10 protein-coding genes and 1 pseudogene are annotated in these 14634 nt (G+C 72.5%); 4 read left to right on the forward strand and 7 right to left on the reverse strand.

The window, feature by feature from the left end; all coding sequences use genetic code 11:
* Positions 1 to 46 precede the first annotated feature (46 nt).
* From OG349_RS33255 to OG349_RS33265, 3 genes and pseudogenes are all read right to left on the reverse strand, one after another.
* Positions 47 to 1141 (reverse strand): FAD-dependent oxidoreductase, encoded by a 1095-nt coding sequence (locus OG349_RS33255; protein ID WP_327238129.1) that lies wholly within the window; start codon positions 1139 to 1141, stop codon positions 47 to 49.
* Between the two features lie 53 nt (positions 1142 to 1194).
* Positions 1195 to 2481, reverse strand: a complete 1287-nt coding sequence (locus OG349_RS33260) for an NtaA/DmoA family FMN-dependent monooxygenase (RefSeq protein ID WP_327238130.1) — start codon at positions 2479 to 2481, stop codon at positions 1195 to 1197.
* Positions 2482 to 3017: 536 nt separating this feature from the next.
* A pseudogene (locus OG349_RS33265) lies at positions 3018 to 4004 on the reverse strand (PLP-dependent cysteine synthase family protein); the annotation flags it as partial.
* Between the two features lie 412 nt (positions 4005 to 4416).
* Between OG349_RS33265 and OG349_RS34920 the strand changes: the two are divergent.
* The 4 genes from OG349_RS34920 to OG349_RS33280 all read left to right on the forward strand — a co-directional run bounded on the left by OG349_RS34920 (position 4417) and on the right by OG349_RS33280 (position 8599).
* Positions 4417 to 4521, forward strand: coding sequence for a putative leader peptide (locus OG349_RS34920; protein WP_442806442.1), 105 nt, complete (start codon positions 4417 to 4419; stop codon positions 4519 to 4521).
* A gap of 200 nt (positions 4522 to 4721) precedes the next feature.
* On the forward strand, positions 4722 to 6029 hold the full coding sequence (locus OG349_RS33270) for an MFS transporter (protein WP_327238131.1): 1308 nt from the start codon (positions 4722 to 4724) through the stop codon (positions 6027 to 6029).
* A 37-nt stretch (positions 6030 to 6066) separates the two neighbouring features.
* Positions 6067 to 7224, forward strand: a complete 1158-nt coding sequence (locus tag OG349_RS33275) for an LLM class flavin-dependent oxidoreductase (protein WP_327238132.1) — start codon at positions 6067 to 6069, stop codon at positions 7222 to 7224.
* A gap of 10 nt (positions 7225 to 7234) precedes the next feature.
* Positions 7235 to 8599, forward strand: coding sequence for an NtaA/DmoA family FMN-dependent monooxygenase (locus OG349_RS33280; protein WP_327238133.1), 1365 nt, complete (start codon positions 7235 to 7237; stop codon positions 8597 to 8599).
* A 57-nt stretch (positions 8600 to 8656) separates the two neighbouring features.
* Here OG349_RS33280 and OG349_RS33285 read toward each other — a convergent pair whose 3' ends face one another.
* From OG349_RS33285 to OG349_RS33300, 4 genes are all read right to left on the reverse strand, one after another.
* A complete protein-coding gene (locus OG349_RS33285; protein ID WP_327238824.1) occupies positions 8657 to 9856 on the reverse strand; it encodes a sugar ABC transporter permease in 1200 nt (399 codons plus the stop codon).
* Positions 9853 to 10644, reverse strand: a complete 792-nt coding sequence (locus OG349_RS33290) for an ATP-binding cassette domain-containing protein (RefSeq protein ID WP_327238134.1) — start codon at positions 10642 to 10644, stop codon at positions 9853 to 9855. The genes OG349_RS33285 and OG349_RS33290 overlap by 4 nt, the downstream gene beginning before the upstream one ends.
* A gap of 16 nt (positions 10645 to 10660) precedes the next feature.
* On the reverse strand, positions 10661 to 11785 hold the full coding sequence (locus OG349_RS33295) for a sugar ABC transporter substrate-binding protein (protein ID WP_327238135.1): 1125 nt from the start codon (positions 11783 to 11785) through the stop codon (positions 10661 to 10663).
* Positions 11786 to 11862: 77 nt separating this feature from the next.
* Positions 11863 to 14394: a SpoIIE family protein phosphatase gene (locus tag OG349_RS33300; protein ID WP_442806347.1), complete on the reverse strand. Its 2532-nt coding sequence runs from the start codon at positions 14392 to 14394 to the stop codon at positions 11863 to 11865.
* Positions 14395 to 14634: the final 240 nt, after the last annotated feature.

Raw genomic sequence — 14634 nt, forward strand, 5'->3', positions numbered from 1 at the left:
TGTGGGCCTTGCCGCCCGGGCGTTCTGAGGTGTACTCCCGCCGCGCTCAGCCGACGCGCGGCCCGAGAGCGAACCGGTCGGCGGCCGGGGCCCCGCCGACCAGGTCGGCCGCCAGTTCCCCGATGACCGAGGCGAACTTGAAACCGTGTCCGGAGAAGCCGGCCAGCACGGTCAGGGGCCCCTCCCGGTCGATGACGAAGTGGTGGTCGGGAGTGGTGGTGTAGAGGCAGGTACTCGCCACCGGCGCCGTGGCGTCCACGCCGGGCAGCCAGCGCTCGGCGTACCGCTGGACCTCGGCGAGTGAGTGAGGGACGACGGTACGGTCCCGGTGGTCCGGATCGACGACGGGCCCGACCCCGTGGAAACCGACCTTGACCCCGTCGTCGCTGCCGAGTCCGTAGATCCCGCCCTCGTCCGCGAGGCCGGCCCCTGGATGGTGGATGAAGCTCGGCCAGCCGAGCGCGTCCGGTGCCGGGAAGTGCGCGGGCTGCTCCTGGGTGACCCGCATCGCCGGCAGGCCGGACACGAGCCCGGACAGCCGGCCCGGCGCCCAGCCGCCGACCGCGACCACCACCGAGTCGGCGGTGAACGCCTCCTCGTCGTCCGTCACGATCTCGGCGCGCCCGCCGCGTACCGACAGCTTGGTCACCTTCACGCCGTGCCGGATACGGGCGCCGTGCTGCCGTGCTGCCTGCTGGAACGCCGCGACCGCGCGGTCGGCGTGCACCCGGCCGGCCTCGGGATGGAACAGCGCGGTGGTGTCGGCCCGCAGCCCCGGCCACCGCTCGGCGGCCTGCGCCGGGGTGAGGAACTCCGACGGCCGGCCGGCCGCGCTGAGGACGTCGTGGAGCGCGGAGGTCGCGGCGGCCGGGCCGTGGTCGACCGCGCCCGTCAGCTCCAGCACCTGGCGTCCGGTCTCCTCTTCGAGGCGCCGCCACAGCGGCAGGGCCCGTACCGCCAGCGAGACGTAGAACGGGTCCGCGTAGGCCAGGCGGAAGATCCGCGAGCTGCCGTGCGAACTGCCCCGGTCGTGCCCGGGCCCGAACTGCTCGAAGAGCGTGACCTGTTCGCCCCGTGCGGCCAGGTGCCAGGCCGCCGAGGAGCCCATGACCCCTCCTCCGACGACGATGTGATGAACCACGGGGTCGACATCCTTTCCGGGCAACGAATATGACGAACGAATATGACGGACAGTCAGGAACCGGTGGCGGCGACCGGTCGGTCGCGGGCCGGCAGTTCGAGTCCGAGGTTCTCCCGCAGTGTGGTGCCGGTGTAGTCGGCGGCGACGATCTTCCGCTTGCGCAGTTCGTGCAGCAGGCCGTTGACGGCGAAGTCGTGCTGGAGCGGGTCCGCGAGGCCGCTCAGCGTGATGACGTCCAGCACACCCGCCCGGAACCGCTCCTCGACGGCGTCGGCGAGTTGCTCGGGTGTGCCGGCGACCGCCCAGTGACCGGTGTCCTGGGCCGCGACGACCAGCTCCCTGAGGGTGTAGCCCTGGCGCGCGTACCCGGCGAAGATCTCCACCCGGCCGCGACGCCGGTTCACCGAGCTGACGTCGGGCAACAGGCTCTCCGGCAGCTTCTCGTCGAGCGGGATCTCCGACAGGTCGACCCCGCCGCCGAGCATGTCGGCCACCTGGGCGCGGCCGCGCTCGAAGTCGACCGACTCGCGCCTCTCCCGTACGAGCCGCCGCGCCTCCTCCTCGGTGGCGCCGTACGTGGCGTGGAGCGAGCTGAAGATCAGCGGCAGCCCGCCGGGCCGCCCCCACCGCTCGGCCTGGCTCCGGATCTTCCGGGTGAAGTCCACCGCGATGCCGAGGGTCGGGAGGGAGGTGAAGACGATCTCGGCGTAGCGGGCGCCGAGCGCCGTCCCGGCGGCGGACTGCCCTGCCTGGATCTGGACCGGGCGGCGTTGCGGCAGCGGCGGGATGTTCAGCGGGCCGGCCACGGTGAAGAACCGTCCGGAGTGGTCGATCGGGCGCACCCGGTCGCGGTCCAGCACCGCCTTTCCGTCCGCACCGGCGGTCAGCGCGCCGGTTTCCCAGCTGTCCCACAGCGCGTTGACCACCTCCAGCGATTCCTCGGCGCGCGCGTAGCGGTCCTCCGGGCTGGGCAGGCCGCCGGGCCCGAAGTTCTCCTCACCGATCGATGAGGTCACCAGATTCCAGGCCGCCCGCCCGTTGCTGACGTGATCGAGGGTGCCGAACAGCCGGGCCAGGTTGTACGGATGGTGGAACGTGGTCGATACGGTGGCGATGAGGCCGATCCGCGAGGTCACCTGGCTCAGCGCCGAGACGAACACCAGCGGCTCCTGGGACCCGATCGCGCCCTGGGCGCCGAAGCTCAGCAGATCGGCGGTGAACAGCGCGTCGATCCTGGCGGCCTCCGCGAGCTTCGCCACGCGTACGGCGGTGTCCAGGGTGGACCGGGTCGGATCGACCGCCAGGTCGTACGTCTCCGACGTACCGCCGGCTCCGGTCACGGTTTTCAGCGTTCTGGGCCGCTTCGCGCTCACGACTGGTCCATTCTCACCGGTGCCGGCGATATCGGGGGGCGGCGAAATGCTGGGGCGAACCACACCGGGACAGGCCGGATCGGAGCCGGCCGGGTGTCCGTGGTGTGTACGGGCCTGCCGGACCGGATCAGGACAGCGTCCGGGCAGGCGAGGGCAACGAGAGGAAGACGCGACGACGCGGAAGGGGAACGCCGGGGGGAACGCCGAAGGGTCAGCGACAGAGCGCGGTGTGGGTCCGGCACAGGTCCACATGCCGGCGCCTGGTCCGGACCGGCGGCGCGATCGCGGCGCGGCCCTGCCCGGAAAGGGCGGACCTGGCGTGCGATGCCTTCACGGTGACTCCCCATCGGTCCTGGTGTGAGCAGGACGAACGTACGTGGCAGGTGGGCGGGCTTGTCAAGAGCGAGTCTCACGAGACGGAACGCGGGACGGAAGACGGGACGGAAGACGGGACGAAAGACAGGGCGGAAGACGGGACGCCGATCGAACGTCCCCCGTCACGCCCCGGGTTCGTCCAGCAGGCCCAGCTCGCGCAGCCAGTTGTCGTCGAACACCTTGGAGAGATAGTTGCGGCCGGAATCCGGCAGCAGCGCGACCACCAGGTCCTCCGGAGTCAGTTCCGCCGCCACCCGCAGCGCGGCGGCCACGGCGGTCCCGGCGGAGCCGCCGACCAGCAGGCCCTCCTCCCGGGCCAGCCGCCGCGCCGTCCGCAGGGAGTCACGGTCGCTGATCCGCTCGAACCGGTCCACGACCTCCGGGTGGTAGGACTGCGGCCAGGTGTCGTCCACCGTCTCCGGGTGCCGGAAGTGGCCGATGCTCTCGACGTAGTACGGGCTTCCGTCGCCGCCCGAGTAGACCGAGGACTCCGGGTCGGCGCCGACCACGGTCACCCGGCCGCCGCTCACCTCCTTGAGGAACTCGCCGGTCCCGGTGATGGTGCCGCCGGTGCCCACGCCGGACACCAGATGGGTGATCCGTCCGTCGGTCTGCCGCCAGATCTCCGGCCCGGTGGTGCGGTAGTGCGCCAGCGGATTGGCCGGGTTGTCGTACTGGTTGGCCAGCCAGCCCCCGGGCGTCTCGGCGGCGACCCGGGTGGCCACCGAGTGCACATGATCGGGATGCTCGCGCGGTACGTCGCTGGGGCAGACGACGACCTCCGCGCCGTACGCACGCAGGACGGCGACCTTCTCCGCGCTGCTCTTCTCCGGGATCGCGAAGACACACCGGTAGCCGCGCTGCGCGGCGACCATGGCCAGGCCGACGCCCGTGTTGCCCGAGGTGCCCTCGACGATGGTGCCGCCGGGCAGCAGTTCCCCGGACTCCTCGGCCGCTTCGACCATCGCCAGCGCGATGCGGTCCTTGACGCTGCCGCCGGGGTTGACGTACTCCAATTTCACGCAGACCGGCGCGACGGCTCCGTCGGTGACGCGGTTGAGGCGCACCAGCGGGGTGTTGCCGACCGCGTCGGTCAACGAAGCGTGGACGTCCAATGCGGTGCTCCTTGTGTGCGGCTCTGTCACCGGTTCCGGGGTGTCCACGGGCACACCCCGGGCAGGTCAGGGCGGACGAGGAGACGGACCGGGCCCGGGGTGATCACCAGGCCACGGTAGCGGGGCGGGTCGGATCCCATCGTTTCACTCGTATGAAACATCGGCTGGAACATCGGCGGCCGGGCCGGACGGCGAGGGCATGGCACGGCGGGCCAGGAGGGCCGCCCGAGCGGTACGGGCGGTTCCGTGCGGCATTGTTCACAGCGGGACGAACGGTTAACGTGAAATCCGATCACCCGCTTCGGCGGCAGGCCTCGGACCCGGTACGGCCACGGCCCGGCGATCGACCCGACAACGGCGAGGCGAGGTGAACGGTATGCGGGCGCGACGTCCCGGCGGACGCGACCGTCGCATGCCGGACCACGGCGGGTCCTTCGAACTCGGCGTCGCCCGGCGCCATGTCGACCTGCTGCGCGTGAGCAGCGCACTGTGTACGAGGACGTCTCCGGGCCGCTGAGCGTGCCCTCGCCGCCTGTGCCGATCGGCGCCGCGACAGCGATCTGATCGCGCCCCGCCCGCTCGTACCGGCGCACCCGAAGCAGTGGCGTACCCACACGTCCGCGTACCGGCGCGCGCTTCCCCTCTCCTGAGGCTCCCGAGGCCGCCGTGTCCCGCCCCGCGCCCCCGCCCCTACCCCACCCGACCGAGAGGTTCACGGTGTCCAAGAGCCCCGCCTCATCAGGGCTGTTCGCCGCCCTGCGGGTCCGTGACTACCGCGTCTACTGGAGTACGGGCCTGGTGTCGAACGTCGGCACGGCCATGCAGGGCGTCGCACTGGACTGGTTCGTGCTCGACCTGACGCACAGCGGGACCGCCGTCGGCTGGGCGGCGGGCCTCCAGTTCGCCCCCGTCCTGCTGTTCGGCCTGTGGGGAGGCGTCCTCGCCGACCGGTACGACCGGCGCACCCTCCTGCTGTGGGCCCAGTCGCTCTACGCGGTCCAGGCGCTGCTCCTCACCGTCACCGTCCTGTCGGGCCACGCGCCGCTCTGGTGGATCTACCTGCTGTCCTTCGCGCTGGGCTGTGTGTTCACGGTGGAGAACCCCGCGCGGCTCTCCTTCGTCACGGAACTGGTCGGCCCCTCCCTGATCGCCAACGCGGCGGGCCTCAACATCCTGTCCCTGAACGCCGCGCGACTGATCGGACCGGCGATCGCGGGCGTACTGATCGCCGTGATCGGTACGGGCTGGGTCTTCGCGCTGAACGCGGTGTCCTTCACGGTGGTGACCGCCGGCCTGCTGACGATCCGTCCGAAGGCGGTACGGAGCCCGGGGGAGCGGCCACCGTGGGCGGGTGCGGGCGCGGCCGGGCTGCGCTATGTCGCCGCCCGTCCCGAACTGGTCGGAGTGTTCACGATCTTCGGTCTGGTCGCCACCTTCGCGGTCAACTTCTCCACCACACTGACCCTGTTCGCCGGCCGGGTCTTCGACGTCGGCTCCAGCGGCCTCGGATTCATGTCGACCGCGCTGTCCGTCGGTACGATCGCCGGCACGCTCGTCGCCACCCGCCGCGCCTCGCCCCGGGTGCGGACCGTGGTCATCGGCGCGGTGCTGTTCGGTGTCAGCGAGGCGCTGGCCGCGCTCATGCCCTCGTACCCCACCTTCCTGCTCATGCTGCTGCCGGCCGGATTCACGCTGATGACGCTCAACACGGCGGTCAGCGCCTTCGTCCAGTCGGAGGTCAGCGACGCCATGCGCGGCCGGGTGATGGCCGTCTACACGGTGATCTCGATGGGGGGCGCTCCGCTCGGCGGTCCCGTGATCGGCTGGATCTCCGAGCACGCGGGGGTGCGCTGGGGGCTGGCGTCGGGGGGCGGGGCGGCCGTCCTGGCCGCCGTCACCGTGGCTCTCTGGCTGGTACGGCACCAGGCCCTCACCCCTCGCCCGTACGTCCACGACCCGGCGGCGGACGACGGTCCCGTACCGTCCCCGCCGCCCGCTCCCACTCCCACGGCCTCTGCCAACTAGCCGGATTCCCGGACCACTTCACCCGGAGGTACTCCCCATGACCGACCCCGACGACGGTCTTCCGCGCCTTCCCCGCCTGCACCTCGCCCTGGAGGTGGACGGCGACGGCGCCCACCCCGCCGCCTGGCGCCACGCGGGGCGCCCGCCCGGCGCCGTCCTGACTCCCCGGGCGCTGCGGGACGTGGTCGCCGCGGCCGAGAACGCCGGCTTCGGCCTCGTCACCTTCGCCGACTCACCGCTGCCGCCCGGCGCGGACCCGGACGGCTCCCCGTACAAGACCCCGTCCGACGCCGCCGGACCGGCCGGACGCATCGAGGCCGGAACCCGCGCCGCCTACGTCTCCGTCCTCACCGACCGGATCGGCCTCGCGCCCGTCCTGCACGTCGCCCCCACGGAACCGTTCCACCTCGCCACCCAGCTCGCGAGTCTCGACCACGCCTCCCACGGCCGGGCCGGCTGGGTGGTCGGCGCGGCGGCCGGCGAGGCCGCCCTCGCCACCGTCGGACGAGCGCCGCTTTCCGCCGCCGAACTGCGCCGAGAGACGGCCGACGTCATCGACACCGCCCGCGCCCTGTGGGACTCGTGGGAGGACGACGCGGTCATCAAGGACGTCGCGACCGGCCGTTTCCTGGACGCGGACCGGGTGCATCACATCGACTTCGAGGGCGCGTCCTTCACCGTCAAGGGCCCCCTGATCACCCCGCGCCCGCCGCAGGGCCAGGTCGTCGTCCTGGCCCCGGACGCCCTGGAGGCCGACACACGCGCCGACGTGGTCCTGGTGGCGCGGCCCGACCTCGCCGCCGTCGCGGCCCGCGCGGCCACGGCCAGGGAGTCCGGCGCGCCCCTGGTGTTCGCCGAGGTGGAGGTGGTCCTCGACGCCGACGCCCCGGCCGCCGACCGGCTCGCCGCACTGGACGAGGCCGCCGACTGGCCCGGGTCCGGACGGCTGCGCCACGTCGGCTCCCCGCAGTCCCTGGTCGACCTGCTCCGCCACCTGGCCGAGTCGGTCGACGGGGTCAGGCTGCACCCCGCCGTCCTCGCCGCCGACCTGCCGGTCCTGATCGAGCACGTCCTGCCGGAGCTGTCCGCCACGGGCCTGTGGCACGCGCCGCGCCCCGGCGGCACCCTGCGCGAAACACTCGGTCTTCCCCGTCCCGCCAACCGCTTCGCCGCCCCCGCGGCCACCCACGCCTGAGGTGAGTGCCATGCCGGAAACCCCTCCCCAGCTCCACCTCGGCGTCTTCTTCACGGGCGTCGGGCCGCAGTTGATCTGGACCGACCCGGACGCGCTCTCCCACACGGCGGTCGACACGTTCGTCCAGATCGCGCAGACCCTCGAACGCGGCCTGTTCGACGCGTTCTTCCTCGGTGAGGGACTGCGCGTACGGGAGAACCGCGGCCGGGTCTTCGACCTCGACGTCGCCGGCCGCCCCGACGCGATCACCCAGCTCTCCGCGCTCGCCGCCGTCACCGAGCGGATCGGCCTGGTGGCGACCCAGAACACCACGTACAACTATCCGGCCGATCTGGCCCGCCGTCTGGCGAGCCTCGATCTGCTGTCCGAGGGCCGGGCCGGCTGGAACATCGTCACCACCGACAACGCCTGGACGGGCGCCAACTTCCGCCACGGCGGCTGGCTGGAGCACGAGCGCCGTTACGAGCGGGCCGGGGAGTTCGTCGAAGCGGCCAAGGAGCTGTGGTCGTCCTGGGCCCCGGACGCCGTCGCGCCCGGCGGGCGGGCCGCGAGCTGGGCCCGTACCGGTTCCGTCACCCCGGTCGGGCGGGACAGCGATCTTGTACGGCTGCGCGCCACGGCCACCGTGCCGGGCAGCCGCCAGGGCCGTCCCGTGCTCTTCCAGGCCGGGGACTCGGACGGCGGCCGGGAACTGGCGGCCCGCCACGCCGACGTGGTGTTCTCCGCCAACGCGGAGTACGGCAAGGCCGTCGCGTACGCCGCCGACCTGCGCGAACGGCTGGCCCGCCACGGCCGCACACCGGACTCGCTGCGGATCCTGCCGGGCGCGAGCCTCATCCTCGGCGACACACCGGCCGAGGCGGAGGAGAAGGCCCGCTGGGTACGGCGGGAGCAGGTCAACGGTCCCCGGGCGATCGCCTTCCTGGAGCAGTACTGGGGCACCGACCTCTCCGCCTACGACCCGGACGGACCGCTGCCCGACATCGAGCCCGGTGAGGACGAACTCGATCCCTCCCGGGGCACGATCGCGATCTCGCACCGCAGCGGCAAGCTGGCCCTGATCCAGAAGTGGCGCGACCTCGCGGCCGAACGCGGCCTGTCGATCCGTGAGCTGGTGCTCGAAGTGTCGCCGGGCCACCCGTCCTTCGTCGGCACCCCTTCGACCGTCGCCGACGAGTGGACCCGCTATGTCCGCACCCGCGCCGTCGACGGCTTCAACCTCCTGCCGCACCTGCTCCCCGCCTCGCTCACGGACATCGTCGACAAGCTCGTCCCGGAACTCCAGGAACGGGGTGTGTACCGGACCGCTTACGAGGGCACCACCCTGCGCGAACACCTCGACCTGCCGCCGCTTCCCGCCGTCCCGGGCGCCTGATCCGCGACCCGAGCAGGACCGCGACACGCCCACGGCACGGGCCGCCCCCTCCCCGGATCAGGCCCTGCCGTGCGCCTGTTGCGACTGCCGCGACAGCGAGTCGATGACCACCGCCGCCAGCAGCACACCCCCGGTGATCATGAGCTGTACGGCCGACTGGATCCCCAGCAGCGCCATGCCCGAGGCGATCGACTGGATGACCAGGATGCCGAGCAGCGCCGACCAGGTCGTCCCCCGTCCGCCGTACAGGCTGGCGCCCCCGACGACCGCCGCGGCGATCGCGTTCATCAGCAGCATGACGGAGCCCGACGTCTGGTTCGCCGCGGTGATCCGGGAGGCCAGGAACAGGCCGCCCACCGCCGCCATCGTCCCGGACACCATGAAGACCGAGATACGCACGAGCACCACATGGACCCCGGTGCGCCGGGTGGCCTCGATGCCGCCGCCGATGGCGTACACCTTCCGTCCGTACGGCGTACGGCGGAGGAGGATGTCCAGCGCCGCGATCAGGACGAGGAAGATGAGCAGGGCCAGCGGCAGCCCCTGGAACCGGTTGAGCACGGCGGCGGCGGCGAACGCGATGACCGCCACCACCGCCGTCCGCACCCCGGTCTCGGCGAGCCGCTTGGTGGGCATCCCGGCGCCCTTGCGACGCCGCCGGTCCCGCCAGGACACCAGGAAGAACGCGGCGGTGCCGAAGGCCGCGAGACCGTACGCGACCCCGTCGTCGTGGAAGTAATAGCTGGTCAGCTGGGCGACGAAGCCCTGGTCGTCGAGGTTGATCGTGGCGCTGGTGCCCAGGATGTAGAGCATGAGGCCGCTCCACCCCAGCAGCCCGGCGAGCGTCACCACGAACGCCGGTACGCCGACCCTGGCCACGATGTAGCCCTGGAAGGCGCCGACGGCCGTCCCGACGAGCACGGCCACCACCACCGCCACCCACTCGGTCACCCCGTGGAGCACGTTCTGCACCGCGAACACGGCCGCCGCGAGGCCGCTGACCGAACCGGCCGACAGGTCGATGTCCCCGATCAGCAGGACGAAGACGATCCCGACCGCGATCAGTCCGGTGCCGACGATGTCCACGCTGAGGTTGGACAGGTTGCGGGGCGACAGGAAGCGGGAGTTGAGACTCTGGAAGACGATCCAGATCACGACGAGCCCGACTACCGCCGGGACCGAGCCGAGTTCGCCGCTGCCGAGTCTGCGGCCGAACGCCCGGGCGACGCGGGAGAGGGCCGTGACGAACGTGCTCAGGACTCGTCCCTCCCCACGCCCGGTGGGCGGCGGGTCACGGCGCTGCGCGTCGCGCCGGTCATGGACGCGAGGATCTGTTCCTGGGAGGTGGTGCCCACGTCGAAGGAGCCGTTGTTGCGGCCGAGGTGCAGGACCGCCACCCGGTCGGCGACGGCCTTGATGTCCCCCATGTTGTGACTGATGATCAGCACGCCGAGGCCCTGGTCGCGCAGCCGCTCGACCAGGTCGAGGACCCGGACGGTCTGCTGGATGCCGAGGGCTGCGGTGGGCTCGTCCAGGAGGAGCATCTTCGGCGCGCCGAGGAGCGAGCGGGTGAGGGCGACGGTCCGCCGCTCCCCTCCGGACAGCGAGGCGACCCGGACGCGCACATGGGGGACGTGGAGGGGCAGCGTCGTCTCCAGCAGTTCGCGGGTACGGCGTTCCATCTCGACCTCGTCGAGGATGCCCCACCTGCTGATCTCACGGCCGAGGAACAGGTTGCCGACGATGTCGAGGTTGTCGCAGAGCGCGAGGTCCTGGTAGACGGTCGCGATGCCCAGGCCCTTGGCGTCGTGGGGGCGCTTGATCCGTACCGGCCGTCCCTCCCACTCGATGACTCCGGTGTCGGCGGGGTCGACGCCCGCGATCACCTTGACGAGCGTGGACTTGCCGGCGCCGTTGTCGCCCATCAGGGCGACGACCTCACCGGCCCGGACCTCCAGCTCGACGTCCGTGAGCGCCTGCACGGCGCCGTAGCGCTTGGAGACGCCTCGCACGGCCAGCAGGGGCGCGGCGGTCACGGTCACCAACTCCCTCCTCGCCCCGTTACGTGGTGAGTCCGGCCTTCTCGCACGCCGACGCGAACCTCGGAGAGCAGATCTGGCCAATCGTGTACATGCCGTCCTTGACGACGGTGCTCTTGATGGTGCCGACGGTCACCGTGATCCCGTTGAGCAGGACGGCCGGGATGTCCTCGGTGGTGGGGCTGTTCACCCGGTCGGGCGCCTGCTTGCCGAGCTTCTGGCCCCGGCCCAGGGTGAGGGCCATCTCGGCGGCGGCATCGGCCTCGGGCGCGAAGGGCTTGTACACCGTCATGTACTGACTACCGACGACGATGCGCTGTACGGCGGGCAGCTCGGCGTCCTGGCCGGTGACGGGCGGCAGCGGGCTGACGACGTTCGCCCTCAGGGACGCGATGACACCGGCGGCGAGACCGTCGTTGGCGGCGTACACCCCGTTGATGTGGTCGGCGCCGAGGGACCCGATCGCGCCCGACATGTTGCTGTTGGCGACTTCCGGTTTCCATCCCGCGGTGTCGTACGACTTGCCGATACGCACCTTGCCGCGCAGGACGGAGAGGGCGCCCCGCTTGAACAGGTTCGCGTTGGGGTCGGCGGACGGGTCGCCGTTCATCATGACGATCTGGCGGTCGGCCGCGTGCGGGCCGAGGGCCTTGAGCAGGGCCGTGCCCTGGAGTCTGCCGACCTGTTCCCCGTCGAAGGAGACGTACCCGGAGATCGGGCCCTCGCTCAGCCGGTCGTACGAGATGACCGGGATGTTCGCCGCTTTCACCTCCTTGACCGAGGAGGTCAGCGCCTTGGCGTCGACGGGGGTGAGGATCAGCGCGTCGACCCCCTGGGTGATCATGGAGTCCACCTGCTGCTGCTGGGCCGCCACATCGCCCCGGGCGTTGCCGTACCTGACCCGGCAGTTGTCGCACAGCTCCTTGACCCTGCGCTCGATCAGCGGCCTGTCGAACTTCTCCCAGCGGGAGGCACGGCTGTCCGGGAGCAGCAGGCCGATCGTCACCCCGCTGTCGCTCGAACCGTTTCCCCCGCCGCCCCCACCGCCGTCGCCGCAGGCGGAGAGGGCGAGGCCCGCGGCCACCACCGACACGGCGAGGGTGACGGCGGTGGGACGGAGCCCGGCAGGTGGTGCGGTCCGGAACACTCGGAGTTCCTCCTCGCCCGTTCGACGGCGCCCTCCTGACCCGGCACCGGAGGCGGTACGGGCAGGTCGGACGCGGCCTACCCTGCCACGGGCCCGGCGTCCGGGCCCGGCGCCTCGCGTGGCGGCACCGTGATTTCACTCCACACCTGTTTGCCGCCGCTCACCGGCACCGAACCCCAGGCCGCCGACATCGCCTCGACCAGCAGGATGCCGCGCCCGCCGGTGGACTCCCAGTCGACGATCACCGGTTTGGCGGGCGCGCGGGGGGACCCGTCGGTCACGGCGATCCGCAGCCGGTCCGCGGCCAGCGCGAGGTCGAGGCGCACCGATCCCTGGGTGTGCACCAGGGCGTTGGTGACCATCTCGGAGACGATGAGGAGCACCACGTCCGCCTCGTCGGACAGGCTCCACGTGCGCAGGGTCCGCGCGGTGAACCGGCGCGCGTGCATGACCGCGTCCGGCAGCCGCCACACCGTCCAGCTGGCCCGGACCGGCCGGACCTTCATCCCGTCGTAGCGCATCAGCAGCAGCGCCACGTCGTCGTCCCGCCGCCCGCCGCCGCCGAGCATCGTGTCGGCCATCCGGCCGGGGTCGGAGGTGTCGGTGGAGCCGAGCACCTCGCACATCCGGCGCATGCCGTCCTCCAGATGGAGGATCTGGGACTCGACCAGGCCGTCGGTCAGCAGGGCGAGGACCGTGCCGGGGGCCAGCCCGAGCGTGGTCATGGGGAACTCCGCGTCCGCGACGACACCCAGCGGGGGGCCGCCCTCGGTTGCCATCTCCTCCGTGGAGCCGTCCGGGTGACGCAGCAGCGGCGGGAGGTGCCCCGCCCGTACGAACCAGGCGTCGCCCTCCTCCATGTCCAGCTCGACGTAGCAGCAGGTGGCGAACAGGTCGGTCTCCATGCCGACGAGCAGGCGGTTGGCGTGCGAGACGACCACGTCCGGCGGGTGGCCCTCGACCGCGTACGCCCTGATCGCCGTACGCATCTGGCCCATGATCGTCGCGGCGGCGGCGCTGTGTCCCTGCACGTCGCCGATGACCAGGGCGACCCGCCCCTCGGAGAGCGGGATGACGTCGTACCAGTCGCCGCCCACGGCGAGTCCCGCCATCGCGGGAAGGTAGCGGGCGACGGCCACCCCGCCGGCCAGCGGCGGGAGCCTGCGGGGCAGCAGGCTGCGCTGGAGCGTGGTGGCGAGTTCGTGCTCGGCGTCGAAGGCGCGGGCGCGCTTGAGGGCCTGCCCCACCAGGCCCGCCGTGGCGGTGAGCAGGGACCGCTCCTCGGGGCGGAACTCGTGCGGCTCGTCCCAGCCCACCAGGCACGCGCCGACCACCCGCCCCTCGGCGGGGAGCGGCAGGACGGCGAGCCCGCCGGGGCCCACGTCCGCGAGACCGCCCTCGCTCGCGGGGCCTTCCGGCCACAGGCTGACCCGGCCCTCGCGCAGCGTGTCCGCCAGCGTGGGGAGGGACCGGATCGGCAGGTCGGGCCACTCCGAACGCCACTCCGACTGCCAGACGTCCGGCCACGCGGAGGGCTCCGGCGGATCGAGCGCGAGGACGACCAGCCGGTCCGACTCGATCTCGGCGAACGCCACCCGGTCGGCCCCCAGCGGGCCGCGGAGCGCGGAGACCAGCACCCGGCCCACGTCCCGGACGCTCTTCGCGCCCGCCAGCGCCGCGGCGAGCCGCTGCACGCGGGACACCTCGTCGGCGCTGGGCCGCAGCGCGTGGGCGTCGGCGACCACGCCCACCACCCGGTCCGGCCGGCCGGAGCTGTCGGCCACCACACGGCAGCGCAGTTGGAGCCAGCGCAGCTCGCCCGTGATCCGGCGGACGCGGAACTCCAGTTCCCGGCTGCCCGAGGTCACCTTGCCCGGTTCCATCAGGGACATCAGTGCGGGCAGGTCGTCGGGGACGGAGTGCGCCAGGAGGGTCTCCACGCGGCCGTCGAAGTCGTCCGGCGCCATGTCGACCAGTTCGAGGACCCGGGCGTCCGCCTTGATCCGCCCGGTGCTGAGGACGAGGCTGAACTTCCCGACCCGCAGCGCGTCGGGAGGGGCGGCGGGCAGGACCGACGGCGGCGGGCGGCCGGCGGTCAGGACACTGCCCGGCTCACCGTGCGCTTCGAGCCGCGCGGCGACCTGGTCGGCGTACACCTCCAGGAAATCGCGCCGCTCGACGTCAAAGCCCCCTTCGTCGTCGTCCACCACGAGCAGGCAGCCCAGCCGCCAGGGCAGCGCGCCCAGCGAGATGTCGACCGGGAGGGTCCGCTGTCCTGTCTCGCCGTACGAGGCGAGTTCGCCGGGGCCGAGCCAGACGGGGTGTCCGGTGCAGTACGCGTCGGTGACCGGCGACCTGCTCGACAGGGCGTACCCGTCCGGCAGCGGGATCCGGTCGCGCAGCCGCCCGGACGACTGGGCCAGCCGCAGCGCCCTTCCGCCCGCGTCCAGGACGTAGACGGCGACGAGCGCGGCGCCGGCGAACGCCAGCATCTGCCCCGCGACGGCCTCCTGCTCGTCCGTGCCCGGCGGCAGACCGCTGTCGGCCCCGCCTGCCGGGTCCGCCCACAGCCTCGGGACTTCGACCTCGGTGCCACCATCACCGGACATTCCGCAGTATCACCTACGTCCCATCATCCACTCGCGGCGTACATGGGGGCCAGTCCGGCGGCGCCGCCGGTACGGGGACCTCGCTGTTGTCGTGGTCCGTCGTCCGTACGACCCGGGGCGTCGTCGTGCCGGGTACCACCCAGTTTTGCCGCTGTCCCGCGCGAGCGCCATCATTGCGACGCCACGAGCTGCCCGTCCGGAGGACCGTTCCGCCCAGGACCGGGGAACCGCCGCGCCCTC

Origin of the sequence: Streptomyces sp. NBC_01317 (assembly GCF_035961655.1) — a bacterium.
Taxonomy (GTDB): Bacteria; Actinomycetota; Actinomycetes; order Streptomycetales; family Streptomycetaceae; genus Streptomyces.